Source organism: Kitasatospora xanthocidica (assembly GCF_014656195.1).
Taxonomy (GTDB): domain Bacteria; phylum Actinomycetota; class Actinomycetes; order Streptomycetales; family Streptomycetaceae; genus Kitasatospora; species Kitasatospora xanthocidica.
The window spans coordinates 180,798-206,097 of record NZ_BNBY01000002.1 but is presented as its reverse complement, the minus strand read 5'-3'; the positions used below and the strand labels follow the sequence as shown (position 1 = coordinate 206,097).

Genomic DNA, 25,300 nt, shown 5'->3' with positions numbered 1-25,300 from the left:
GGGGAAGACGGTCGCCGCCCCGGGGAAGCGTGAACCTCCGGGGTCAGCCGGGCTGTTCGGTGGTCAGGTGCTCCGGCCGGACGGGGATCCGGTTGAGCGCGAGTCCGGTGGCGTTGCGGATGGCGGCCACGATGGACGGCGTCGCCGAGACGGTCGGCGCCTCGCCGACCCCGCGCAGCCCGTACGGCGCGTGGGGGTCGGGCAGTTCGAGGATCTCCACCGGGATCGGCGGGGTGTCCAGGATGGTGGGGATGAGGTAGTCGGTGAAGGAGGCGTTGCGGACCTTGCCGTCCCGCACGATGATCTCCTCCATCACGGCCAGGCCGAGCGCCTGGGTGCAGCCGCCCTGAATCTGGCCGACCACGGAGAGCGGGTTGAGCGCCTTGCCGACGTCCTGGACGGCGGTGAGCTCGACCACCTTGACCAGGCCCAGCTCCACGTCGACGTCCACCACCGCGCGGTTGGCGCAGAAGGTGTACTGGACGTGGCCGAAGCCCTGTCCGGTCTCCTTGTCGAAGGCCTGGGTGGGCCGGTGGTGGTGCTCGCGGGTGAGGTCGACGGCCTCGTCGCCGAGCAGGTCCACCATGGAGACCAGGACGCCGGCGCTCTCCGAGACGACCTTGCCGCCGGCCAGCGTGATGTCCTGGTGGGTCCAGCCGTAGCGGCGGCGGCCCTTCTCGATCAGCTCCCGCCGGACGGCCTCGGCGGCCAGCTTCACCGCGCCGCCGGTCATGTACGTCTGGCGCGACGCGGAGGTCGAACCGGCCGACCCCACCTCGGTGTTGGCCGGGTGGATGGTGACCTGCTCGACGCCCAGCTCGGTGCGGGCGATCTGGGCGTGCACGGTGACGCCGCCCTGGCCGACCTCGGCCATCGCGGTGTGCACCATGGCGACCGGCTCGCCGCCGATGACCTCCAGCCGCACCCGGGCGGTGGAGTAGTCGTCGAAGCCCTCGGAGAAGCCGACGTTCTTGATGCCGACCGAGTAGCCGACGCCCCGGACGATGCCCTCGCCGTGCGAGGTGTTGGACAGCGCGCCGGGCAGCTGGCGCACGTCCAGGTGCTCGGTGTCCAGCGGCGGCGGCAGCGGCATGTCCTTGACCCGGCGCAGCAGTTCGGCCACCGGCGCGGGCGAGTCGATCTGCTGGCCGGTGGGCATGAAGTCGCCCTCCGACATCGCGTTCAGCTGCCGCAACTCCACCGGGTCCATGCCCAGTTCGGCCGCCAGCTTGTCCATCTGCGACTCGTAGCCGAACGCGGCCTGCACCGCGCCGAAGCCGCGCATCGCCCCGCAGGACGGGTTGTTGCTGTAGAGCGCGATGGCGTGCATCTTCACGTTCGGGATCACGTACGGGCCGTGTCCGAGCGAGGCCGCGTTGCCGACCACGGCCGGCGAGGCGGAGGCGTACGCGCCGCCGTCCAGCACGATCCGGCAGTCGGCGAAGACCAGCTTGCCGTCGCGGGTGGCGCCGTGCTCGTAGTGCATCCGGGCCGGGTGGCGGTGCACGTGGCCGTAGAAGGACTCGTCCCGGGAGTAGACGATCTTGACCGGCTTGCCGGTGTGCTGGGCCAGCAGGCAGGCGTGGATCTGCATCGAGATGTCCTCGCGGCCGCCGAAGGCGCCGCCGACGCCGGCCAGGGTGAGCCGGACCTTCTCCTCGGGCAGGTCGAGCACGGGGGCCATCTGCTCGCGGTCCACGTGCAGCCACTGGGTGGCGATGTAGAGGTCGATGCCGCCGTCCTCGGCGGGCACGGCCAGGCCGGACTCGGGGCCGAGGAAGGCCTGGTCCTGCATGCCGACCTCGTAGTCGCCGCTGACGATGACGTCGGCCAGCGCCCGTACCTCGTCGGTCACGCCGAGGCCCGAGACCAGCCGCTGCTCGTGGCAGACGTTGCCGTACGCGTGGGACTTGTACTCGTGCGGCTCGTGGACGTAGCCGTGCGTCTCCGGGTCGAGGCACTGCTCCTCGGTGACGATCGGGGTGAGCACCTCGTACTCGACCGCGATCTTCTTCACCGCGCGGCGGGCCGTCTCCGGGTGGTCGGCGGCGACCAGCGCGATCGCCTCGCCGTGGTACCGGATCTTGTCGATGGCCAGGGCCGGCTGGTCCTGGATCTCCAGGCCGTAGTACTTGGCGCCGGGGATGTCCTCGTGCGTCAGCACCGCGTACACGCCGGGCACCTTGAGCGCCTCGGAGATGTCCACCGAGAGGATGTTGGCGCGGGGGTGCGGCGAGCGCAGCGCCATACCCCACAGCATGTCCTCGTGCCACAGGTCCGAGGAGTAGGCGAACTCGCCCTTGACCTTCAGGTTGCCGTCCGGGCGCAGCGGCGAGCCGCCGATGCCGTCCTTGGACGCCTGGTTGATGTTCTGCAGGTTCTTCTGGCCCTGGATCGTGCGCGTGGTCATGCCGAACCCTTCCCGGCGCACTTGCGGGCTGAGGCGAGCCGCACCGCGTCCATGATCTTCTCGTAGCCGGTGCAGCGGCACAGGTTGCCGGACAGCGCCTCGCGGATGTCGTTGTCGCTCGGCTGGGCGTCGGACTCCAGCAGGGCGTCGGTCTGCACCAGCAGACCGGGCGTGCAGAACCCGCACTGGACGGCCCCGGCGTCGATGAACGCCTGCTGGACCAGGCCCAGTTCGCCGTCCTCCGCGGCCAGGCCCTCGACCGTGCGGACCTCGCGGTCCTGCACCTGGCCGGCCGCGACCAGGCAGGAGCAGACCGGGACGCCGTCCAGGTACACCGTGCAGGAGCCGCACTCGCCCTGCTCGCAGGCGTTCTTCGAACCCGGCAGGCCGACCCGCTCGCGCAGTACGTAGAGCAGGCTCTCGCCCTCCCACACGTCGTCGGCCTCGACCGGCTTGCCGTTGGCGGTGAAAGTGACCCTCATGCCGCACTCCTGATCTGCTTGCTGTAGTCGTTCCAACACCAGGTGAGGGTGCGGCGGGCCATCACGGCCAGGGAGTGCCGCCGGTACTCGGCGGTGCCCCGGACGTCGTCGATCGGCGAGGCCGCGGCCTTCACCAGCTCGCCGAACCGCTGGACCACCTCGGCGCCCAGCAGGTCGCCGGACTCCCAGAGCCCGCGCTCGGCGAGCACGTCCCGCAGGTACTCCTCGGCCTCGACGGCGCGGCGCGGCGTGGGGGCGGCCGAACCGATGCCGGTGCCGACCGTCCCGTTCTTCGGGTGGAGGGCGAAGCCGAACGCGCAGACCGCGATCACCATGGCGTTGCGGGTGCCGATCTTCGAGAACTGCTGGGGGCCGTCCGCCACCGGGATGTGCACCGCCCGGATCAGCTCGTCCGCCGCCAGGCTGTTGCGCTTCACGCCGACGTAGAACTCGTCGATCGGGATCATCCGGGTGCCGCGCACCGAGGCGGCCTCCACGAACACGTCCCGCCCGGCCGCCAGCAGCGCGGGGTGCGCGTCACCGGCCGGGGAGGCGCCGCCGAGGTTGCCGCCGACGCCGCCGCGGTTGCGGATCTGCGGCGAGCCGACGGTGTGCGCCGCCAGCGCGAGCCCGGGCAGTGGCCCGGACAGCTCCTCGATGATCCGGGTGTAGGGGACCGAGGCGCCGAGCCTGACGACGCTGCCGTCGTTGGACCATTCGGTGAGCTCGGTGATGCGGTTCAGGTCGAGAATCGCGGATGGCCGGTGCACGTCGAAGTTCATCTCGACCATGACGTCCGTGCCGCCCGAGATGGGCAGCGCGGTCGGGTACTCAGCCTTCGCCGCGAGTGCCTCGTCCCAGGTGGCGGGCCGAAGGAACTCCATGCGGGTGTCTCCTCAAGTCGTCGCCCGCCGGGTGTCCGGCGGCGTGTCGCCCAGTGAACTCCTGTGACGGGGGCCACTGGCAGTCACCGATGGCATGAAGCCCCGGCTGTGGTCCCGCCCGGCATCCTGTACGTTCCTCTAAGGAGCAGAATTTCGCAGTCCAGGTCTCCGCCGAGTGTTACCTACGACCGTAATCCGGCCGTGACGGGAGGGCTACGGGCCCGTGACGCGGCCGCCCGCTGGTACGTAACACCGAGCACGGATGTTCGGGCACACTGTGACCCCCGGACCGAAGGCCCGGCCCCCACCCTCCCCCCGATCCGACCTCCGAGCCCTCTCCAGATCCCCCCTCCAGATCCCCCGATCTGCCCCGATCCAGCACGAAGGAGTCCGCGGATGCGTGTCCGTGACCTGCTCGCCCCCGGCGCCCCGCGACTGCGCCTGCTCGCGGCCGAGGAAGAGCTGGACCGGCAGGTCAGCGGCGTGATGACGACGGACCTGCAGGACCCCGGCCGGTACCTGCACGGCGGTGAACTGGTGCTCACCGGCATGCTCTGGCGCACCGTCCCGGCCGACTCCGAGCGCTTCGTGCGGACCATCGCGGCCGGCGGCGCGGTCGCCCTCGCGGCCGGCGAGGCCGAGGTCGGCCCGGTGCCCGAGGACCTGGTCGAGGCCTGCCGCCGGCACCGGATGCCGCTGCTGGCCGTCCCCGACGACATCGCCTTCGGCACCGTCACCGAGTTCATCGGCCGCCAGGTCTCCGCCGACCGCGCCGCCGACCTCGCCGCCCTGGTCGACCGGCACCGGCTGCTGGTCTCGGCGGCCGGCGGCGGCGGCCTGGACGCGGTGCTGGACCTGCTCGGCGGCGACCTCGACCTGGACTGCTGGGTGCTCGCCCCCACCGGCGCGGTGATCGCCGGCCCCGCCGACCGGCTCTCCGCCGAGGACCGCGACCAGCTCGTCCGCGCCCACCTCGCCGCCCAGCGCCAGCGCCGCCGGCCCCCGCACCGGGCCCGGCTGGCGGCCGGCTCCTACTCGCTGCTGCCCGCCGCCGCCTCCGCGTCCTCCGCCTCCGCGTCCGCCGAGCAGGAGGTGTCGCAGTCCGGCACTCCGCTGGCCGACTGGATGCTCGTGGTGGCCGGCGACGTCACCGAGTGGACCACCAAGCGCCAGCAGCTCGCCGAGAACCTCGCCCGCCTGGTCGCCGCCGAACGCCACCGCCGCGACGAGGGCCGCCGGCTGCGCCGCCGCCTCGCCGACGAGGTGCTCGCCCTGCTGCGCCGCGACGCCGATCCGGCCGAGATCAGCCGCACCCTGTACGCCTCCTCGGCGATGGCCGCCCGCTACGAGAGCCCCGAGTCCAAGTCCCAGGCCGGGGAGGGCTCCTGGCTGATCCTCAGCGCCGAGGGCACCGGCCTGCCCGAGGGCACCGTCCGGGCCGTCCTGGAGGAGGCGCTCGGCGTCACCGGCGACCGCGCCCTGGTCGCCGGGACGGGCACCGGCGCGGTCGTGGTGCTGCCCGCCCCGGACAGCCCGGTGCCCGCCGACGCCCTGCGCGACCTGCTCGCCCCGCTGGAGGCCGGTCTCGGCTCCGAGGGCCGGATCACCCTCGGCGTCTCCGCCCCCGCCTCCGAGGCCGGCGGCCTGCGCGGGGCCCTGGAGGAGGCCCGGCACGCCCGCCGGATCGCCGCCTCCCGGGTCGGCCGGGTCTGCGTCGCGGGCCCCGAGGAACTCGCCTCGCACGTCCTGCTGCTGGCCGCCGTCCCGGACGAGGTCCGCCGCGCCTTCCGCAGCCGGCTGCTGGACAAGGTGATCGCGTACGACATCGAGCACCAGGCGGACCTGGTCCGCACCCTGGAGGCCTTCCTGCGCTCGGACGGCTCCTGGACCCGCTGCGCCGCGCAGCTGCACGTCCACGTCAACACCCTGCGCTACCGGATCGGCCGGATCGAGGAGCTGACCGGGCGTGACCTCTCCCGGCTGGAGGACCGGGTGGACTTCTACCTGGCGCTGGAACTGGCCTGACGGACCGGCCGCCTGACGGACCAGCCGGTCGACGGACCGGTCGACGGGCCGGCCGCCTCCGGGGCACACGACGAGGGCCCGCCGCGAAGCATCGCGGCGGGCCCTCGTCGTACGGTCGTCGGTTGCTGCTCCCGCCGCCGCTACTGAGCGGGGATGATCGAGGTCAGCCACTGGAAGGCGCCCGGGACCATCTTCTTCCACATCTCGGTGGTGTGCGGGCCGGTGCCCTCCTCGACCTGGACGGTGGTCGGGGCCTTGGCGGCGGCGCGGATCGCCTCGCCGTCCTCGTAGCCGTCGCCCTTGGCGCCGCTGATCAGCATGGCGACCTTCGGCGGCTGCTGGGCGGCCTTGAGGATGTTGACCGGGTTGTTGGCGTCGCGCAGCTTCGGGTCCTTGCCGACCAGCGAGTCCTTCTCGGTCGCGGGGTCGTTGTAGCCGGACATCGAGATGGCGGCCCGGTAGCGGTTGGGGTGGGCCAGCGCCAGCTTGGACGCGCAGTGCGCGCCGGCCGAGTAGCCGGCGATCGCCCAGCGGTCCGAGGAGGGGTCGGCGCGGAAGTTGTCCAGCACCATCTGCGGGACGTCCCGGGTGATCCAGGCGTCGGCGTTGATCTTGCCGGCGATGTCGGTGCAGCCCGCGTCCTGGCTGCTGCCGAGCAGCAGGGTGCGCGGCGAGACCAGGATGAACGGGGCGACCTTGCCCTGCTGCATCAGCGGCTTGAGCTGCTCGGAGACCTTGAGCGTGCCGTACCAGGTGGAGGAGGAGCCCGGGAAGCCCGGGATCAGCTCGACCACGGGGAACTTCTTGTCCTTGTACGCCGGGTCGTTGTACTGGGGCGGCAGCCAGACCAGGACCTCGCCGTCGACGCCGGAGACCTGGCCCTTGAGCTCGGTCTTCTGCACGTCGTTGGGCACTGCCGGGTCGTTCACGCCGCCGAAGCTCTGCTTCACCTTCGGCGGCTCCTTGGCGGCGTCACCGCCGCCGCCCGGGTTGGTGCCCGGGTCCGCCGACGGGATCGGGGGCACGGCGCGGACGTGGTTGCCGGTGCCGAGCAGGTCGTCCCAGTTGCCGTAGATCAGGTTGGCGTTGTTGACCATCACGAAGACCATCAGGACGGCCGTGACCTGGCAGAACATGATCATGACGATCCGGGTGAGGGTCTTCACCGGCTGGGGGCCGCCGACCTTCCCCCAGAACAGAAGCGCCACTGTGATGGACACCGGCACAAGGATGACGGTGAGGAGGAAGAATGGCGTGCCTGTCAGTTCCATCGAGTTCTCGTATCCGGGTCGCTCGCCGCCCGGGCCCCAGTCGCCCGAACGCACGTCAATGGCATCAGACGGCCGATAACCGATGATCGGTTGCCGTCCGAATCTGTGCGGAACCTGAGAGGAACATCACGTACGTGTGATGAACCCCCTTCGGATCGGCGCCCAGTCTGTCACTCGGACGGCGGTCGTCCGGGCCAGATGTTCAGCGAACTTCCAGGAAAGGTCCCCCGGGGCACCTTACCTTCCGGGCCGTTCGCGCCGCTGGGCGAGGCGGTGTGAGTCCGTGCGACCCGGCCAGGGAGACTATAGGGATGAGCAGAAGCCGCTTTCGTTTGTCCCGCCGCTTGTGGCCCGTGTGCGCCGTCCTGGCCCTCGCGGTCACCGCGGCCGGTTGCAGCAGTACCGGAGGCAGACGCGCCGAGGAGGCCCGGGCCAAGGCCGCGGCCGCCGGCGGCAGCGCCGTCACCACGCCCCGCTGGAAGGTCGCCATGGTGACCCACTCCGGCCCGGGCGACGCCTTCTGGGACACCGTGCGCAAGGGCGCCGAGCAGGCCGCTGCCAAGGACAACATCACCTTCCTGTACTCCAATGACGCGCAGACCCAGAACCAGGTCCAGCTCGTCCAGGCCGCCATCGACCAGAAGGTCGACGGCCTGCTGGTCACCCTCGCCAAGGGCGACGCCATGGCCGACGTCCTCGCCAAGGCGAAGGCGGCCGGGATCCCGGTGATCACCATCAACTCCGGCCAGGACTACTCGCAGAAGTTCGGCGCGCTCACCCACATCGGCCAGGACGAGTCCACCGCCGGCCAGGCGGCCGGCACCCAGCTGTCCGCCCGCGGCCGCAAGAACGTGCTCTGTGTCATCCACGAGCAGGGCAACGTCGGCCAGGAGCAGCGCTGCTCGGGCGCCCAGTCCAAGGCCGCCGGCTCCTTCCAGGTGCTCTACGTCAACGGTGTCGACATGCCCGACGCCCGCGCCGCGATCTCCGCCAAGCTCCAGGCCGACCCGGCCATCGACACCGTGCTCACCCTCTCCGGTTCGATGGCCGCCACCGGCCTGCAGGCGATCCAGGACACCCACCGCCCGGTCGAGCTGGACACCTTCGACCTCGGCCAGCAGGTGGTGGCCGGGCTCAAGTCCGGCAGCGTCGGCTTCGCCGTCGACCAGCAGCCCTACCTCCAGGGCTACGAGGGCGTCGACCTGCTCTGGCTGTACCGGTCCAACCTGGACATGCTCGGCGGCGGCAAGCCCGTCGAGACCGGCCCGCAGATCCTCACCAAGGACAACGCCGACGCGCTCGCCGAGTACGTCGCGAGGGGGACCAGGTGAGCAGCCCGGACCTCCTCGCCCAGGACGGCCTCGTCCAGGACCGCCCGGCGGCCCTGCGGCGGATCCTCGCCCGGCCCGAGCTGGGCTCGCTGATCGCCGCCGTCGCGGTCTTCCTGGTCTTCGCCGTCGTCGCCGAGCCCTTCCTGCGGGTCTCCTCGCTGGGCACCGTGCTGTACGCGGCCTCCACCATCGGGATCATGGCGGTGCCGGTCTCGCTGCTGATGATCGGCGGCGAGTTCGACCTCTCGGCCGGCGTGCTGGTCACCACCGCCGCGCTGACCTCGTCGATGGTCTCGTACCAGTTCACCGCGGTGACCTGGGTCGGCGTGCTCGTCTCGCTCGCGACCACGCTGGCGATCGGGTGGTTCAACGGCTGGATGCTCGGGCGCACCAAGCTGCCCAGCTTCATCGTCACCCTCGGCACCTTCCTGATGCTGACCGGCGCCAACCTGGGCCTCACCAAGGCGATCTCCGGCACCGTCTCCACCAAGTCGATCGCCGACATGGAGGGCTTCGAGACCTGCCGCCGGCTGTTCGCCTCCGAGGTCACCGTCGGCGGCCTGACGATCAAGGCCACCGTCTGGTGGTGGCTCGGCCTGCTGGTGATCGGCAGCTGGGTGCTGATGCGCACCCGCTTCGGCAACTGGATCTTCGCCGTCGGCGGCGACGCGGCCGCCGCCCGCGCGGTCGGCGTGCCGGTCGCCCGGACGAAGACCCTGCTCTACCTGGGCGTCGGCTTCGGCGCGTGGGTGCTGGGCCAGCACCTGCTGTTCTCCTTCGACACCGTGCAGTCCGGCGAGGGCGTCGGCAACGAGCTGATCTACATCGTCGCGGCCGTCATCGGCGGCTGCCTGATCACCGGCGGCTACGGCTCGGTGGTCGGCTCCGCGCTCGGCGCGCTGATCTTCGGCATGGCGAGCAAGGGGATCATCTACGCCCAGTGGAACCCCGACTGGTTCAAGTTCTTCCTCGGCGCGATGCTGTTGCTGGCCGCGCTGCTCAACGCCTACGTGAAGCGCCGGGCCGAACGGGGGCCGCGATGAGCGGCGAGACGAAGATCGACGAAGCGAAGACTGACGGACCGATGAACGGCGAACTCCTCTCCCTCGAAGGCGTCGGCAAGAGCTACGGCACCGTCCGGGCGCTCCAGGACGTCTCACTGACCCTGCGGGCCGGCGAGATCAGCTGCGTGCTCGGCGACAACGGCGCCGGCAAGTCCACCCTGATCAAGATCATCTCCGGGCTGCACCGGCACGACGAGGGCACCTACACCCTGGAGGGCGAGGAAGTCCGCTTCGACTCCCCGCGCCAGGCCCTGGACCGCGGCATCGCCACCGTCTACCAGGACCTCGCCGTCGTCCCGCTGATGCCGGTCTGGCGCAACTTCTTCCTCGGCGCCGAGCAGGGCCTGCGCCGCTGGGGCGGCCTGCGCCTGGACGCCGACGGCATGCGCGCCACCACCCGGGAGGCGCTCGCCAAGCTCGGCATCGACCTGCACGACGTGGACCGGCCGATCGGCACCCTCTCCGGCGGCCAGCGCCAGTGCGTGGCGATCGCCCGCGCGGTGCACTTCGGCGCCAAGGTGCTGATCCTGGACGAGCCCACCGCCGCGCTCGGCGTCAAGCAGTCCGGCGTGGTGCTCAAGTACGTCACCGCCGCCCGCGACGCCGGGCTCGGAGTCGTGCTGATCACCCACAACCCGCACCACGCGTACCTGGTCGGCGACCACTTCACCCTGCTCAAGCGGGGCCGGATGGCGGGCAGCCACCCGCGGGCCGAGATCGGCCTGGAACAGCTCACCACCGAGATGGCCGGCGGCTCCGACCTCGCCGAGCTCTCGCACGAGCTGGCCCGCCCCGGTCTTCCCGACTCTCCCTCCGACCCCCTTTCCGACTCCCTTCCCGACTCCCGTGAGGAGCGCTCGCAGCCGTGACCACCCCTCAAGGCAGCACCCGGCCGCCCGTCCTGCCCGCGCTGCTCGGCCTCGGCCCGCGCGCCGAGCGCCGCCGCCGCGCCCTGCCGGCGGGGATACTGCGACTGCCCACCATCGGTATCGACATCGGCGGCACCAAGGTGGTCGCCGGAGTGGTGGACGGCGAGGGCAAGGTGCTGGAGAAGCTCCGCACCGACACGCCGGACAAGAGCAAGAGCCCCAAGGTGGTCGAGGACGTCATCGTCGAGCTGGTGCTGCAGCTCGCCGACCGGCACGACGTCCACGCCGTCGGTATCGGCGCGGCCGGCTGGGTCGACGCCGAACGCTCCCGGGTGCTGTTCGCCCCGCACCTCAACTGGCGCAACGAACCGCTTCAGCAGGCGCTCAGCTCGCGGCTGCGGTTCCCGGTGATCGTCGAGAACGACGCCAACGCGGCCGCCTGGGCCGAGTGGCGCTTCGGCGCCGGGCGCGGCGAGGACCACATGGTGATGCTCACCCTGGGCACCGGCATCGGTGGCGCGGTGGTCCGCGACGGCTACGTCGACCGCGGCAAGTACGGCCTGGCGGGCGAGTTCGGGCACATGCAGGTGCTGCCCGGCGGCCACCGCTGCCCGTGCGGCAACCGCGGCTGCTGGGAGCAGTACTCCTCCGGCAACGCGCTGGTGCGCGACGCCCGGGAGCTGGTCGCCGAGGAGTCCCCGGTGGTGCAGCCGCTGCTCGCCCGGGCGGGCGGCACGGTCGAGGGCATCACCGGCCCGCTGGTCACCGAGGCCGCCCGGGAGGGCGACCCGACCGCCATCGAGCTGCTGTACGAGGTCGGCACCTGGCTCGGCGTCGGCATCGCCAACCTGGCCGCCGGTCTGGACCCGGGCCGCTTCGTCATCGGCGGCGGCGTCTCCGAGGCCGGCGACCTGCTGCTCGGACCGGCCCGGGACACCTTCCGCCGCACCCTCACCGGGCGCGGCTTCCGCCCGGAGGCCGCGATCGTGCACGCCGCGCTCGGCAACGAGGCCGGCCTGGTCGGCGCCGCCGACCTCGCCCGCCAGGTGGCCCGCCGCTTCCGCACCATCAAGCGCCGCCGGGTGGAGCGCACCGCGCTGTAGGCGGGTGTCGGCCGGCGGGGTTCGGCCGACGGAGTTCAGCGAACAGAGTTCAGCGAACAGAGTTCAGCGAACAGAGTTCAGCGAACAGAGTTCAGCGAACAGAGTTCAGCGAACAGAGTTCAGCGAACAGAGTTCAGCGAACAGAGTTCAGCGAACAGATTTCATCATCTGTCCGCTGAACTCTGTCAGCTGTTCGCTTCCCGCCGCTTCCCGCCACCGCCCCCGTCAACTACCCGTTGGTAGTGGCGCCGTGTGGTTGTCTGATCATCCCGCCTGTGGAACAACTGAGTTGACGTCGACTCAGGAGGACTCGGATGAGGGCTCTGGCCCGTCTGGCACCACCACTGCTGCTCACCACCGCGCTGGTGTGCTCCACCGCGCTGCCGGCCGGGGCCGCGGCTCCGCCGCCGAAGACGCCCGAGGCGGTGGGCTGGGGCGGAGCGGTGGCCACCGTCGACGCCGATGCCACCGCGGCCGGGATCCAGGTGCTGCGCGAGGGCGGCAACGCCGTGGACGCGGCGGTCGCCGCCGCGGCCACCCTCGGGGTCACCGAGCCGTACTCCTCCGGCATCGGCGGCGGCGGGTACTTCGTCTACTACGACCACGCCACCGGCCGGGTGCACACCATCGACGGCCGCGAGACGGCCGGCCGGAGCGCCGACACCGGGCTGTTCCTGGAGGACGGCAAGCCGCTGGCCTTCGCCGACGCCGTCACCAGCGGCCTGTCCGTCGGGGTCCCCGGCACCCCCGCCACCTGGGACGCCGCCCTGCGCAACTGGGGCACCCGTTCGCTCGCCCGCAACCTCGCCCCGGCCCAGCGGGTCGCCGACGAGGGCTTCGTGGTGGACGAGACCTTCCGCGGCCAGACCGCCGACAACCAGGCCCGGTTCAAGGACTTCCCGGCCACCGCCAAGCTCTACCTGCCCGGCGGCAAGCCCCCCGAGGTCGGCAGCGTCCTGCGCAACCCGGACCTCGCCGCCACCTACCGGCTGCTCGGCAAGGACGGCGTCAAGGCCTTCTACCAGGGGCCGTTGGCCCAGGACGTCGTCAACACCCTGCAGCACCCGCCGGTCGACCCGGCCTCCGGCCGCAACGCCCGCCCGGGCCGGATCGACACCACCGACCTCGCCGCCTACCGGGTCCGCGAGCAGGCGCCCACCCACGTGGCCCACGGCGACTACGACGTCTACTCGATGGCCCCCTCCAGCTCCGGCGGCACCACGGTCGGCGAGGCGCTCAACGTCCTGGAGGACGGCGGCGAGGTCTCCGGCTACAGCGCCACGCAGTACTACCACCACTTCCTGGAGGCCTCCCGGATCGCCTTCGCCGACCGCAACCGCTGGGTCGGCGACCCGGCCGCCGTCGACGTGCCCACCAAGCAGCTGCTCTCCGAGCGCTACGCCGCCTCCCGGGCCTGCCTGATCAGCCCCGACCACGCGCTCACCAGCCCGCTCGCCCCCGGCGACCCGCGCCACCCGGCGGACTGCGCCGACACCGGCCAGGCCGTCGCCGAGCCGTACGAGGGCCCCAACACCACCCACCTGACGGTCGCCGACCGCTGGGGCAACATCGTCTCGTACACCCTCACCATCGAGCAGACCGGCGGCAGCGGCATCACCGTCCCCGGCCGGGGCTTCCTGCTCAACAACGAGCTGACCGACTTCGACTTCGCCCCGCTCGCCGCCGGCGTCCCCGACCCCAACCTGCCGGGCCCGGGCAAGCGGCCGCGCTCCTCGATGTCGCCGACCGTCGTGCTGCGCGACGGCGAGCCGTTCCTCGCCACCGGCAGCCCCGGCGGCGCGACCATCATCACCACCACCCTCCAGGTGCTGCTCGGCCGGCTGGACCGCGGCCTCAGCCTGGAGCAGGCCATCGCCGCGCCGCGCGCCAGCCAGCGCAACACCGCCGCGACCCAGGCCGAGCCCGGCTTCCTCGCCCTGCCCGAACGCGCCGGGCTGGAGGGGCTCGGGCACGCCTTCGCCTCGGTGGCCGAGATCGGCGCCGCCACCGGCGTGGAACGGCTGCCGGACGGGCGCTGGGTGGCCGCCGCGGAACCGGTGCGCCGGGGCGGCGGTTCGGCGGCGGTGGTCAAGCCCGCGCGCTGACCGGTCCGGCCCGCACGGCGGCGCCGGGCCTCAGCCCCGCACGCGGTGGCGAGGCTGGGGCCGAGGCCGTCCGGATTGTCAGTGCCGGGCGGTATGTTCGGGGTGGGTCTCCCTCGCGAGGGGCGGCCCACCCCGTCCGTACCCCGTCCGTACCGAACCACCGGGAAGGCCGCCCGCCGTGACCGTCCGCATCGCCACCTGGAACATCAACTCCGTCACCGCGCGGCTGCCCAAGCTCCTGGAGTGGCTGGAGAGCGCCAAGCCCGACGTGCTCTGCCTCCAGGAGCTCAAGTGCGCGGCCGACGCCTTCCCGTACGACGAGGTCCGCGAGCTCGGCTACGAGACGGCCGCGCACGGCACCGGCCGGTGGAACGGCGTGGCCATCGTCTCCCGGCTCGGCCTGGAGGACGTCGTGCGCGACCTCCCCGGCCAGCCCGGCTACCTCGCCGACGGCGCCCTGCTGCCCGACGTCGAGCCGCGCGCCATCGCGGCCACCTGCGGCCCGGTCCGGGTCTGGTCGGTGTACGTGCCCAACGGCCGCGAGGTCGACCACGCCCACTACCACTACAAGCTGGAGTGGCTGGAGGCGCTGCGCAAGGCCTCCGTCGAGGACGCGGCCGGCCCCCGCCCGTTCGCCGTCCTCGGGGACTTCAACATCGCCCCGGCCGACGAGGACGTCTTCGACGTCGCCGCCTTCGAGGGCCTGACCCACGTCACCCCGGTGGAGCGCGCCGCGCTGGCGGCCCTCGGCGAGATCGGCCTGCAGGACGTGGTGCCGCGCCCGCTGAAGTACGACCGCCCGTACACCTACTGGGACTACCGCCAGCTGGCCTTCCCCAAGAACCGGGGCATGCGGATCGACCTCACCTACGCCAACAAGGCCTTCGCCGACGCCGTCACCGACAGCTACGTCGACCGCGAGGCCCGCAAGGGCAAGGGCACCTCGGACCACGCGCCGGTCGTGGTGGACCTCGACCTGTGAGCCCGCAGGGGCCGTCCGCACGGGCTGCCCGCAGCGGCCGTCCGTGCGGGCCGTCCGTACGGGCCGTCCGTGCGTGACCCCGGGTGACGGGCCGTAACCCGAACGGTCCTGAGCGGTGGCTGGGCCCCGGGCGCGTGCCTACCGTCGGTGAGTGACCGGGTGCAGTTGATCGACCAGTGGACATGGGAGTCCCCGGCTGCGCCCGAGAATCCCGGAGGTTCCGGCATGCGCCCCTTGCGTACGGCCGCCGCCGTCCTGATCGGCGCGACGGCGCTGACCGGCCTGACGGCCCCCCTCGCTTCCGCCAGGGACGGCTCGGCCTCGGTCAGCCCGTCCCAGGCCGCACCGGGCCAGACCGTGACGGTCACGGTCTCCTGCGAGAAGTCGGACAAGCCCGAAGGCAAGACCATCACCGCCCGCTCGGCCGCCTTCGAGGGCGGTCCCGCGACCCTCACCCTGGGCTCCGACGGCAAGCACACCGGCTCCGCCCGGCTGGCCTCCCAGCACTCCGGGGACAGCAAGGTCGACGGCACCTGCCCGGACGGCGGTGCCTTCGCCACCACGGTGACGGTCACCACCGTCGCCGCCACCACCCCCGACAAGAGCCTCGGTGACTGGGGCAAGGCGGCGGGGGAGTGGGCCGGCTCGCTCGGGCAGTCCGGCGCCGGGAGCCAGCAGGTCGCCCCGCACGGCTCCGTGCAGACCGGCCTCGGCGGCTCGGTCGCGGAGAACCCGGCGGAGCTGGCCGGCGGCCTCGCGCTGGTCCTGGGCGGGGTCGGCGGTTTCTGGCTGCTCCGGAGGCGCGGTGCCTGAAGGCCGCGCCCCAGCAGCCAACCCCAGCCGCGCCCCCGCCGCGCCGCCGGACCCTGACGGGACCGGCGGCGCGGCGACGTCTCAGGACTGCCGCTCCCGCTGGAACTCCTCCTCGTGCGCGAGGATGCCGGTGGCCAGCAGGTACTGGGCCAGCACATAGGTCGCCATGATCCAGAACTGATGCCCCGGCAGCTCCCGCCACTTCGCCAGCTTGGTGGCGATCAGCGTGTCCGAGAGCAGGAACAGCGCCCCGCCCAGCCCCGTCCGCCAGCCCAGCCCGGCCGAGGTGACGGCCGTCGAGGTGAGCAGCAGGCTGTAGCCGGCCACCGGGACCCGCAGGTCCCCGAGGTCCGGCCAGAGCTCGCCGACCAGGGCCACCCAGGCCGTCGCGTACGCCGCCGCGACCACCAGGGCCCGACGGCGGTCGGTGAGCGCGCCGCGCTGGACGAACATCGTCACGTAGCAGACGTGCGCCGCCGCGAAGGAGCCCATGCCGGCCAGGAACGCCGGGTCGTTCTTCAGCTGGAGCAGCACGTCGCCACCCGTGCTCAGCAGCAGCGCCGGCGCCAGCAGCTTCGGCGCCTCCCGCTCGGCCGCCTTGGCCGCCGCCACGCTGTGGGCGGCCAGCAGCGGCATCAGCGCCGGCTTGGTGGCGTTCCGCAGCACCGGGGCGCCGGACAGGATCGACCCCAGGTGCGCCGCCGAGGTGGCCGCGAAGCCCCCCAGCAGGCCGCCGGCCGACCGCAGGCGCGCGCCGAGGACGGTACGGGTGGTCGTACGAATGCTCATGCGCACCTCTTGGTGACTCGCCCGCCGGGTCCGCTCGCGCTGCGGCCGCCGACGGTCGGACGGTGGGGTAGCCGCGCCGGCCCCGGGGAGCGGGGCGTGCGGCGGAAAGACAGGTTACCGGTGCGTAACCCGGGTGGGGCCCGGCGGGTGACGGCACGGCCGGGAAGCGGCCGGGAAGCGGCAGGGGAGCGGCGCGGGGGAGCCGAGGGGCGGGCGCGGAACGAGGCCCGGCAGCGGAGCGGAGGACGGGCGGCCGGTTCGAGGGCTCTTGCGGAGACTTCCTCAGGAGGGCGGTTGCTGCCACCGGGTGACCCGGGCACCGTCTACTCTTGACCCCGACATGGATCAGCAGGAGTACGCGGTCGGCGCCACCCGGGTGGCCGCCGGCAGGCCGGACGGACGTACGGGCGGGGCAGGTCGGGGGACCGCCGCGGCCGTCCTCGCCGTACGCGTAGCCGTACCGGCCGGCGCTGTCGAACACGTCGACGCCGTCGAGCGAGCCGAGGGCGCAGGCACCGCCGGTGCCGCCGGTGCCGCTGACACGGGACCTGGCGTCGCTCCCGCGGGCCGTGTTGACGACGCGCAGGCCGCCGCCACTCCCGAGCCCACCGCGCCCCATGGCACCGCCTCCTGCGGCACCGCCCTCTCTCCCGACCCGGGACTGCTGCGGTTGGCCCACTGGTTCGCCGCCGCCACCCCCGGCACCGCCGACGACCTGTGCGCCGCCTCCTTCGGCCTCTACCCCGCCCGTCACCTCGGCGCGCACGCCGAACCCGCCGACCCGGACGTCAGCTGGTGGCACGGCCCCACCGCGCCCGCCTCGCCGACCCCGCGTTCCCGGGGGGCCCGCGTCGACGGCGGCCCGCGCCGCGCCCGGCGCGACTCCGCCGCCCTGCCCGTCGTCCGGTCAGGCGCCAAGCCCGGCGGGCCCGGCAAGCACCGCAAACCCGAACGCGCCCGGACCGCGCCGGAAGCGGTCGGAGCCGTCCAGCTCGTCCTCCCGCTGGTCACGCAGGATCGTTCCGGCGAGGAACTACCCACCGCCGAACGCCGCATCGCCGCCCGGCTGCTCCTCGCCCACCCGCTCGTCACCGCCTCCGGCCCGCACGCCGACGGCTTCCCGCTGATCCGCCGTCACCGCGACTGGCTCGCCGAACGCTTCGACACCCTGCTCGGCTACCGCCTCGACGTCGGGCCCTGGCACGCCCGGCTCTGCAAGGCCGGCCTCGGCCCCGACGCCGCCCGCCGCCTCGAACACCCCGCCACCGGCACCCCGCTCACCCCCGGCGGCTATGCCCAACTCGCCCTCGCGCTCGCCCTGCTGGTCGACGCCCCGGAGGAGCTCGACTACCGGCGCCTGCTCGACGCGATGCACGACGCGGCGCCCGAACTGGCCGCCGAACCGGCCGACCTCGACGCGGCGCTCGCCACCCTGGCCGGATGGCAGGTGCTCGGCGACCTGCCGGCCGGCCCCGCCGGCGACACCTTCGTCCTGACCGTCGACCGCGAACTCGCCCGAGCCGTCCCGGCCCGCCCGCCCGCCCTCGCCGCCGACGCCGCCGACCTCATCCGCGGCGCCGCCGAAGCCGAACCCGCCACCGCCGTCCGCCGCCTCCTCGCCGAGACCCCCGCGGTCCTCGCCGCCGACCTCACCGAGGACCGCCGCGCCTGGCTGCACGAGCACCGGCTCACCGGCCCCGCCGCGCTCGCCGACTTCCTCGGCCTGGAAGCCGAACTGCGGGCCGAGGGCGTCGCCCTGCTCGACCCGGCCGCCGAACTCACCGACCTCGCCCTCCCCGGCGCCGGCACCCTCGCCCAGGCCACCCTGCTGCTGGTCGAGCGCCTGGTCGAGGAGGTCCGGCCGCTGCCAGGCGAGCCCGGCGACGGGGACGTCCCGATCCCGGACGCGCTGATAGACGGGGTCCTCGGCGACATCACCGACGAGTACGGCCTCCCCGCCCGCTACCTCTCCGACCGCACCGCCCTGCGCCGCGACGCCCTGGACCTCCTCCAACGGCTCGGCCTGATCACCCCCACCCCCCAGCCGAAGCGCCCCCCGACCTGGCACCTCCGCCCCCACGCGGCCCGCTTCGCCCCGGCCCCCGACCTCCAGCCCACCCCGGGCACCGGCCGCCACTCCCGCCCGACCCCCCTCGTCCCGCCCCCACCGGGCCCCCGCACCGGACGGCGCGCGTAGCGGACGGGGTCGCGGCGCGGGGTGGTCTGCGAGCCCCGAGCCCCGCCCCCTGGCGCTGGGACGGCCCCGGGAAAGCGGAAGCACCGCGCCCGGAGTGCCGGGCGGCGGTGCTGGGGAGGGTGGGTGCGGTTACTTGCTGGCGGTGGTGCTGGAGAGGGGGCCGTGTTCGACGGTCTCCACGGTGGCGCCGACGCCCAGGGTGCCGAGGGCGATGGAGGAGAGGACGGCGACGCACGCGAGGAGGCGGCGGTGCCGTTGGGGGAGCGGGAAGCGCGGTTCCTGGTAGGGCGCCCGAGGGATGGCGTTCATGACAGGGAGGTTCCCAGGGCGTCGTGAACGGCCGGTACGCGCGGGTGAAGTCCGGACGGGGGTTGGGCGTCGGTTGGCCGCGTACGCCCCACCGGTCGGGAGTGGGGCGTACGCGCAGGTCAGCGCTATGGGGTCCGGTCGCCGACGGTGGCCCGGACGGCGTCCCGCAGGCCGTGTGCGGGGTGGAAGCGGGAGGGGGCGGCGGCCGGGTCCTCGCGGAGCTCCTTCACCAGGGAGACGCACAGCAGCAGCATCACCACGACGAACGGCAGCGCGACCAGGATGGTGGCGTTCTGCAGGGCGGTGAGTCCGCCGGCGAGCAGCAGGGCCGCGGCGACCCCGCCCATCAGGACACCCCAGACGACCACCAGCGGGGTGCGCGGGTGCAGCGAGCCGCGGCTGGAGAGCGAGCCGAGCACGAGGGAGGCGGAGTCGGCGCTGGTGATGAAGAAGGTCATGACGAGCAGGACCGCGACGACGCTGGTCACCGAGCCGAGCGGCAGCGAGCGCAGCATCTCGAACAGCGAGGCTTCCGCACCCTGCGGGATGGTGGCGACCAGGTCGGCGGTGCCGGTGGTGACGAGGCGGATCGCGGTGCCGCCCATCACGCAGAACCAGATGACGGTCGCCCCGCTGGGTACCAGCAGGACGCCGAGCAGGAACTGGCGGATGGTGCGGCCGCGCGAGATGCGGGCGATGAAGGTGCCGACGAAGGGCGCCCAGGAGAGCCACCAGGCCCAGTAGAAGATCGTCCAGCTGCCGAGCCAGCTCTCGTCGGTGAACGCCCCGGTCTGGCTGGACATGGCGACCAGGTCGGAGAGGTAGCCGCCGACGGTGGACGGGATCGCGTCGAGGGTGAAGACGGTCGGGCCGAAGACGAAGACGAAGAGCATGATCAGCGAGGCCAGGACGACGTTCGCGGTGGAGAGCCACTTCACGCCCTTGTGCACCCCGGAGAAGGCGGAGAGCACGAACGCGGCCGTCAGCGAGCCGATGATGACCAGCTGGGCGTTCTGGGTGTTGCGGACGGAGGAGATGTAGCCGAGGCCGTCGGCGACCTGCAGCGCGCCGAGGCCGAGGCTGGTCGCGGAGCCGAAGACGGTGGCGAAGACGGCGAGCAGGTCGATGGTCCGGCCGGCCCAGCCGTCCGCGCCGCGCTGTCCGATCAGCGGGACGAAGGCGGCGGAGATCCGGTTGCCGCGGCCCTTGCGGAAGGTGGTGTAGGCGAGGGCGAGGCCGCCGACCGCGTAGATCGCCCACGGGTGCAGGGTCCAGTGGAAGAGCGAGAACTCCAGGGCCTGCTGGGCGGCACCCGCGCTCTGCGGGGCCGCTCCGGAGCCGGGCTGCGGGGTGGCGAAGAGCTGGAGCGGCTCGCCGACGCCGTAGAACATCAGGCCGATGCCCATGCCGGCGCTGAACATCATGGCGACCCAGGCGAGGGTGGAGAACTCGGGTTCGTCGTCGTCCCGGCCGAGCCGGATCCGGCCGAAGCGGCTGAAGGCGAGCAGCACGGTGAGGACGAGGAAGACGTCGGCGGCGACCACGAACAGCCAGCCGAAGTTGTGCAGGACCCAGCGGAGCGCGGTGCCGGAGGTACGGCCGAGCGAGTCCTCGGCGAAGACACCCCAGGCGACCACGGCCAGCACCAGGACGGCGCTGATGCCGAAGACCGCCCGGTCGGTGGGGAGGGTCGCGGCGGGTTCGTCGGGCTCCTTCACGCGCCGGTCGGACTGCGGCGGCTGGCTGCTCATCGGGCGGGCCTCTCGACATGCGTGGATTCGGTCTGCATGTCGCACTATGTCCAGTCGGTTCCGCGCGTGGCGGGACGGCGCGCCGGGCGGGCGCCGGGTCGGGACCTACGTCCCGTCAGGCGGCGTGCTCCCGGACGGGCTCGTACGCCGCTTCGTACGCCGCTTCGTACGTCGATCCGTACGCCGCTCCGCCCGCGGGCTCGTACGCGGGTTCCCGCGCGGTGGAGAGGTAGTGGGAGAGCGCCTGGCGGCTGCGGGAGAGGTCGTCGATCCGGGCGTCCAGGTCGGCGAGTTCGCCGCGCAGGGTGGCCAGCAGGTCAGGGCAGGCCTCCAGGACCGGGACGGGGCCGGTGGCGCAGGGCAGCAGCTCGGCGATGACCCGGGTGCTCAGGCCGGCCGCGAGCAGGCTGCGGATCTGCCAGACCCGGACGGTGTCCTCCTCGCCGTACTCGCGGTAGCCCGCCGTGGTGCGGGCGGGCCGCAGCAGCCCCTGCTCCTCGTAGTAGCGGAGCAGGCGGGTGGACACCCCGGTCAGGCGGGCGAGTTCTCCGATGCGCATGATCGGGCGAACGCCGCGGCCCGCCGGGGTGTTCCCGGCCGCTCAGTGCTCGTCGAGGCCCTTCACGAACTCCAGGGCCACGTCGCGCAGTTCGGGCAGCGTCTCGACCATCGGCAGGTGGCCGGAGGGGAGGGCGACGAAGCGCGCGCCGGGTATGCCCTCGGCCAGCAGGCGGTGCTGGGACGGCGGGACGAGCATGTCCTCGGCGGTGCCGACCACCAGGGTCGGCACGGTGATCGCGGCGAGTTCGGCACGGACGTCGGCCTCGCCGGCGAGCCGGAACTGCTGGGCGAGTCCGGCCGGCTGAGGGCCCGTGAGCGCCTGCCGGAGCCCGGCGAGCTGGTCGGCGGGCAGCGCGTCCACCCAGCTCCCGCCGAACACGACGGCGAGCATCAGTCGGGCGAGGTCGTCGGGCCGCGCCTCCAGGTCGACGATCAGGTCGGAGAGCATCCGCATCCGCGCCGAGCCGCCGGCCACGCCCGCGAGCAGCAGCAGCGAGCGGACCCGCTCGGGGTGGCGGGTGGCGATCCGGACGGCGACGGCGGCGCCGAGCGAGTAGCCGGCCAGGTCGAAGGTGTCCAGGCCCTCCTCGTCGGCGGCGGCGACCAGCCGCTCGGCCAGTTCGTCCAGGGTGGGCGCGTCGGCCTCGTACGGGCTGTCGCCGGAGCCGGGGTAGTCGGGGGCGACGACGGTGCGGTGCACGGCGAGGTCGGGCAGCAGCGGGCCCCAGTTGTCCCGGGCGCTGCCGCCGGCGCCGTGGGCGAGCAGCAGGCCGGGGCCGGAGCCCTGGACGATCCGGGCGAGCGGGGTGGCTGACATGGGGTGCTCCAATGCGGGCTGGGGTTTCGCCGACAGTGGGAACGGTAGGACTTCACACCGGTGAGAAGGTCAAGCCGGGGAGGGGGAGGTCCCGTCCGGGCAGGTCCCGGGCCCCGGCCGTGGTCGCGCGCACCGCTGAACCGCCTACGCTGAGACGGAAGGGATTCCGCTGATGGACGACGAGGTCCACGCCCGGAACGACGCCGACGCCCGGCCCGCATCCGACGCCCGGCCCGCAGCCGACACCCGGAACGACGCGGCCCCGGAACGAACCACCGCCCGGCCCGGGGGCCGCGCCGAGGGCGTGGACCGCCGGACGCTGCTGCGGATGGTCTCCGCCGCCGGGGCGCTCGCCGCGCCCGCCCTGGCCGGCCCGGCCCAGGCCGCGCCGGCGCGGGCGTCGGCGGCGGGCCGGGAGACCGCCGAGGAGGTGCCCGTGCCCGCGTCCGAGCCCAGGCCCGTGCCGGGGATCGTCAAGCCGCTGCCCGCCGAGTGGTTCGTGCCGCGCGGCACCAACGCCGAGATGCGCTGGGACGCCTTCCGCGACGCCGACGGCGCGGCGGTGGTCGGCCGGCACGTGCCGGTGGAGCGGTTCTTCGTGCGCAACCACACCGGCACTCCGCTGATCGACGCCGACACCTGGACCCTCAAGCTGTTCGGCAGCGGCCTGCGCGGCGCGCCGACGGCGCAGGATCCGGTCGAGTTCGGACTGGACGACCTGCGGGCGCTGCCGTCCACCCGGATCAGCGCGCTGATCGAGTGCGCCGGCAACGCCCGCAGCTACTTCCTCGGCCAGCAGGACCAGCCGGTGCCCGGCACGCCGTGGACGCTCGGCGGCGTGGGCTCGGCGGGCTGGCGGGGTGTGCGGCTGGCCGACCTCCTCCGGGCGGCCGGGCTGACCGGGGCGGCGGTCGACGTGCTGCCCACCGGCCTCGACCCGGACTACGTCGTGGGCGGCACCAACTACGGCCCGGTGCGCCGGCCGCTGCCGATCGCCAAGGCGCTGGACGACGCGCTGGTGGCGTACGAGATGAACGGCGAGCCGCTGACCCCCGACCACGGCGCCCCGGCCCGGCTGGTGGTGCCCGGCTGGGTGGGCATCGCCTCGATCAAGTGGGTGGGCAGCATCGAGGTCGCCGACCACCCGCTCCACTCGCCGTGGAACACCGACTTCTACCGGATGTTCGGGCCGGACTACCCGCCCGGCGGCGGCGCCCCGCTCACCGAGCAGGTGGTCAAGTGCGCCTTCGAGCTGGCCGCGGGTGCGCGGCTGGCGGCCGGTCGCGGCCACCGGCTGTACGGGCGCGCGTGGTCGGGCGCGGCGGCGGTGCGCCGGGTCGAGGTGAGCACCGACGGCGGCCGGAGCTGGCGGCGCGCCGAGCTGCGCGACGAGCCGCGGGCCGACGACTGGACGCGCTGGAGCGTCGACTGGCGGCCCGAGGGGCCCGGCCGGTACGAGCTGCGGGCGCGCGCGACGGACCGCCGGGGCAACGGCCAGCCCGAGCGGGCGGTGTTCAACCGGGAGGGCTACCTGTTCGGCGCGGTGGTGGCCCACCCGGTGACGGTGGTCTGACCCCCGGACCAGGCCCCGGACCAGGCCCCGGACCCGGCGCTGGTCCCGGCCCCGGGCCCGGCCCCGGACCTGGTCGGGGCCGGACCCTGGCCGGACCGGGGCCGGGACCCGCCGCGGGCGCGCGCGGCCGGGCCGGACCCGCCCGGGGAGGACCCGCCTGAGGGTCACCCGGTGGGCGGGACCGCCCGGCGCTCAGCCGGTGGACTGGACCTCGTAGGGAGCCGGGTACCGCGTCTCGTACGGCGTCAGCACCAGCCGCACCACGTCCTCGAGGCGCCGCCGGGCGTCGCCGAGGGTGGTGCGGCCGGTCACCCAGGCGGTCAGCTCGCCCTGCCAGGCGTGGGCGACGATGTGCCGCACCAGGTCGCTCGACGCGGCCGGCACGTCGGCCGTCACCGCCTGGAGGGCGGTGCTGTCGGCCCGGGCCATGCCCTGGAGGGCCTCGCTGGCGAAGGGGTCGGTGGAGGCGGCCACGGCCACCCGCAGCCGGGCGAGTTCGGGCTGCCGCTGGTAGGCCCGCATCCCGCCCCGGACGAACCGGACCGCCCGGTCGGTGTCCCCCAGCCCGGCCCGCGGCCCGCGCAGCTCGGCCACCAGGTCGGCCAGCAGCAGGCGGTGCCACTCGGCGATCGCCGCCGCCAGGAGGTGGTCCTTGGAGGAGAAGTAGCGGTACGCCGTCCCCAGGGCGACTCCGGACCGCTCGCAGACCTGCTTCATCTGCAGCCGCTCGACGCCGATCTCGTTCACCAGGGCGAGCGCGGCCGCGATCAGGCTTTCGCGGCGTTCGAGCTGACGCGGAGACATCGCCTCCACCGGCCGTGGTGACAGGTCAACCTTGGTCACCCGCACCATGATACGGGCCGGGGCCGCTCAGGAGTATGTCGCCGACCGGCCCCCTTCCGTTCGTCCGGCGGTCACCCGGGTCCGGAAGCGGCCGGGGGCCGTCGTCGAGCCCCCGCCCGCGGGGCGGCGCCGGGGCCCTACGACTGCCGGCGGATCAGGGCCTCCTGGACGGCCGAGGCGACCAGCCGGCCGTCCCGGTCGTAGAACTCGCCGTGGGCCAGGCCGCGGCCGTCCGAGGAGGACGGGCTGCGCTGGGCGAACAGCAGCCACTCGTCGGCCCGGAAGGGGCGGTGGAACCACATCGCGTGGTCCAGTGAGGCCATCAGCAGCGTGGGCGGCTCGGTGCGCTGGAAGAAGTTCGGCTGCTCGTCCAGTCCGGCGGTGGAGGCCAGGGTGAGGTCGGACAGGTAGGTGAGCGCGGCGGCGTGCAGCAGCGGGTCGCCGTCCGGCAGCCGGGAGGCGGTGCGCATCCAGACGAAGTGCTGGAGCAGCCCGGGGACGGCCGGCGGCACCCCCGGGGTCTCCGGCGGGACGAAGCGCACGTCGAGGTCGCGGAAGCCGCCGGTGGCGGCGACCGCCCTGCGGACCTCCTCGGGCGCGCCGGCCACGGCGTCCGGCAGGGACTCCGGGCCGGGCAGCGGCGGCATCTCGCGGTGGCGGTCGGGGCCGGGCTCGGCGTGCTTGAGGGAGACGGTGAGCGAGAAGATCTCGTTCCGCTTCTGCACCGCCGTCACCCGGCGGGTGGTGTACGAGACGCCCTCGCGCAGCCGCTCGACCACGTAGTCGATCGGGCGGGTCGGGGTGCCCGGCAGCAGGAAGTAGCCGTGCAGCGAGTGCACCGGGCGGCGGTCCTCGCAGGTGCGCCCGGCGGCGACGAGCGCCTGGGCGGCGACGTGGCCGCCGAAGGCGCGCATCGGGGCGCCGGCGTGGCAGTAGCCCCGGAACGTGTTCTCGTCCAGCCGTTCGAGCTCCAGCAGCTCGGCGAACGGGGAGGACGGGCGGGCGTCCCGGGCGGCCGGGGCAATCGGTTCGGTCAGGTCGGTCACGAGGTCATAGTGGCAGAAGCCAACCGTGCGGTGGTGTGACGTGGGTAACTCGTCCGGCAGTCGGTCGCCCTGTAG

21 protein-coding genes are annotated in these 25,300 nt (G+C 73.7%); 10 read left to right on the top strand and 11 right to left on the bottom strand.

Going from position 1 to position 25,300, the window contains the following annotated elements; genetic code table 11:
• Positions 1-43: 43 nt before the first annotated feature.
• Genes pucD through IE332_RS04255 form a run of 3 tightly spaced genes read right to left on the bottom strand, consistent with a single transcriptional unit; the run spans position 44 to position 3,776 of the window.
• The gene (gene pucD / locus IE332_RS04265; protein ID WP_189913719.1) at positions 44-2,410 is read right to left on the bottom strand and encodes a xanthine dehydrogenase subunit D; all 2,367 of its coding nucleotides are present in this window, start codon (positions 2,408-2,410) and stop codon (positions 44-46) included.
• Positions 2,407-2,892 carry a (2Fe-2S)-binding protein gene (locus IE332_RS04260; protein ID WP_189913718.1) on the bottom strand — a complete coding sequence of 162 codons (486 nt, stop codon included), beginning with the start codon at positions 2,890-2,892 and terminating at the stop codon, positions 2,407-2,409. The genes pucD and IE332_RS04260 overlap by 4 nt, the downstream gene beginning before the upstream one ends.
• Complete coding sequence (locus tag IE332_RS04255; protein WP_189913717.1) at positions 2,889-3,776, bottom strand: FAD binding domain-containing protein; 888 nt, start codon at positions 3,774-3,776, stop codon at positions 2,889-2,891. Before IE332_RS04255 ends, IE332_RS04260 begins: the two co-directional genes overlap by 4 nt.
• Positions 3,777-4,172: 396 nt before the next feature.
• Here IE332_RS04255 and IE332_RS04250 point away from each other — a divergent pair, with 396 nt between their 5' ends.
• Positions 4,173-5,801, top strand: coding sequence for a PucR family transcriptional regulator (locus tag IE332_RS04250; RefSeq protein ID WP_189913716.1), 1,629 nt, complete (start codon positions 4,173-4,175; stop codon positions 5,799-5,801).
• Positions 5,802-5,941: 140 nt separating this feature from the next.
• Here the strand turns inward: IE332_RS04250 and IE332_RS04245 are convergent, their stop codons facing one another.
• Positions 5,942-7,021: an alpha/beta hydrolase gene (locus tag IE332_RS04245; protein ID WP_308437523.1), complete on the bottom strand. Its 1,080-nt coding sequence runs from the start codon at positions 7,019-7,021 to the stop codon at positions 5,942-5,944.
• Positions 7,022-7,383: 362 nt separating this feature from the next.
• Between IE332_RS04245 and IE332_RS04240 the strand changes: the two genes are divergently transcribed.
• The 7 genes from IE332_RS04240 (at position 7,384) to IE332_RS04210 (ending at position 15,339) form a co-directional block, all read left to right on the top strand.
• Positions 7,384-8,403 (top strand): substrate-binding domain-containing protein, encoded by a 1,020-nt coding sequence (locus tag IE332_RS04240; RefSeq protein WP_189913714.1) that lies wholly within the window; start codon positions 7,384-7,386, stop codon positions 8,401-8,403.
• Positions 8,400-9,446, top strand: coding sequence for an ABC transporter permease (locus IE332_RS04235; protein WP_189913713.1), 1,047 nt, complete (start codon positions 8,400-8,402; stop codon positions 9,444-9,446). The genes IE332_RS04240 and IE332_RS04235 overlap by 4 nt, the downstream gene beginning before the upstream one ends.
• 41 nt (positions 9,447-9,487) lie before the next feature.
• Positions 9,488-10,336: an ATP-binding cassette domain-containing protein gene (locus IE332_RS04230; RefSeq protein ID WP_189914084.1), complete on the top strand. Its 849-nt coding sequence runs from the start codon at positions 9,488-9,490 to the stop codon at positions 10,334-10,336.
• Positions 10,337-10,377: 41 nt separating this feature from the next.
• Entirely contained in the window at positions 10,378-11,439 is a 1,062-nt protein-coding gene (locus IE332_RS04225; RefSeq protein ID WP_229928347.1) for an ROK family glucokinase, read from the top strand.
• Positions 11,440-11,753: 314 nt separating this feature from the next.
• Positions 11,754-13,544: a gamma-glutamyltransferase gene (gene ggt / locus IE332_RS04220; RefSeq protein WP_189913712.1), complete on the top strand. Its 1,791-nt coding sequence runs from the start codon at positions 11,754-11,756 to the stop codon at positions 13,542-13,544.
• Between the two features lie 178 nt (positions 13,545-13,722).
• Positions 13,723-14,526 carry an exodeoxyribonuclease III gene (locus tag IE332_RS04215; RefSeq protein WP_189913711.1) on the top strand — a complete coding sequence of 268 codons (804 nt, stop codon included), beginning with the start codon at positions 13,723-13,725 and terminating at the stop codon, positions 14,524-14,526.
• 225 nt (positions 14,527-14,751) lie between these two features.
• Positions 14,752-15,339 (top strand): hypothetical protein, encoded by a 588-nt coding sequence (locus IE332_RS04210; protein WP_189913710.1) that lies wholly within the window; start codon positions 14,752-14,754, stop codon positions 15,337-15,339.
• 81 nt (positions 15,340-15,420) lie between these two features.
• On the opposite strand, the gene IE332_RS04205 is transcribed toward IE332_RS04210, so the two are convergent.
• Positions 15,421-16,128: a lysoplasmalogenase gene (locus tag IE332_RS04205; protein WP_189913709.1), complete on the bottom strand. Its 708-nt coding sequence runs from the start codon at positions 16,126-16,128 to the stop codon at positions 15,421-15,423.
• A gap of 340 nt (positions 16,129-16,468) precedes the next feature.
• Between IE332_RS04205 and IE332_RS04200 the strand changes: the two genes are divergently transcribed.
• Complete coding sequence (locus IE332_RS04200) at positions 16,469-18,325, top strand: DUF2398 family protein (protein WP_189913708.1); 1,857 nt, start codon at positions 16,469-16,471, stop codon at positions 18,323-18,325.
• 129 nt (positions 18,326-18,454) lie between these two features.
• Here the strand turns inward: IE332_RS04200 and IE332_RS04195 are convergent, their stop codons facing one another.
• The 4 genes from IE332_RS04195 to IE332_RS04180 form a co-directional block, all read right to left on the bottom strand.
• Positions 18,455-18,634, bottom strand: coding sequence for a hypothetical protein (locus IE332_RS04195; protein ID WP_189913707.1), 180 nt, complete (start codon positions 18,632-18,634; stop codon positions 18,455-18,457).
• Between the two features lie 125 nt (positions 18,635-18,759).
• Positions 18,760-20,385, bottom strand: coding sequence for a BCCT family transporter (locus tag IE332_RS04190; protein ID WP_189913706.1), 1,626 nt, complete (start codon positions 20,383-20,385; stop codon positions 18,760-18,762).
• 115 nt (positions 20,386-20,500) lie between these two features.
• Positions 20,501-20,944: a MerR family transcriptional regulator gene (locus IE332_RS04185; protein WP_189913705.1), complete on the bottom strand. Its 444-nt coding sequence runs from the start codon at positions 20,942-20,944 to the stop codon at positions 20,501-20,503.
• A 42-nt stretch (positions 20,945-20,986) separates the two neighbouring features.
• Positions 20,987-21,763, bottom strand: coding sequence for an alpha/beta fold hydrolase (locus tag IE332_RS04180; RefSeq protein WP_189913704.1), 777 nt, complete (start codon positions 21,761-21,763; stop codon positions 20,987-20,989).
• Positions 21,764-21,935: 172 nt separating this feature from the next.
• Here IE332_RS04180 and IE332_RS04175 point away from each other — a divergent pair, with 172 nt between their 5' ends.
• Positions 21,936-23,336 carry a sulfite oxidase gene (locus tag IE332_RS04175; RefSeq protein WP_189913703.1) on the top strand — a complete coding sequence of 467 codons (1,401 nt, stop codon included), beginning with the start codon at positions 21,936-21,938 and terminating at the stop codon, positions 23,334-23,336.
• A 192-nt stretch (positions 23,337-23,528) separates the two neighbouring features.
• Here IE332_RS04175 and IE332_RS04170 read toward each other — a convergent pair whose 3' ends face one another.
• Positions 23,529-24,179 (bottom strand): TetR/AcrR family transcriptional regulator, encoded by a 651-nt coding sequence (locus IE332_RS04170; protein ID WP_229928290.1) that lies wholly within the window; start codon positions 24,177-24,179, stop codon positions 23,529-23,531.
• Between the two features lie 137 nt (positions 24,180-24,316).
• Entirely contained in the window at positions 24,317-25,225 is a 909-nt protein-coding gene (locus IE332_RS04165) for an acyl-CoA thioesterase (RefSeq protein ID WP_308437522.1), read from the bottom strand.
• Positions 25,226-25,300: the final 75 nt, after the last annotated feature.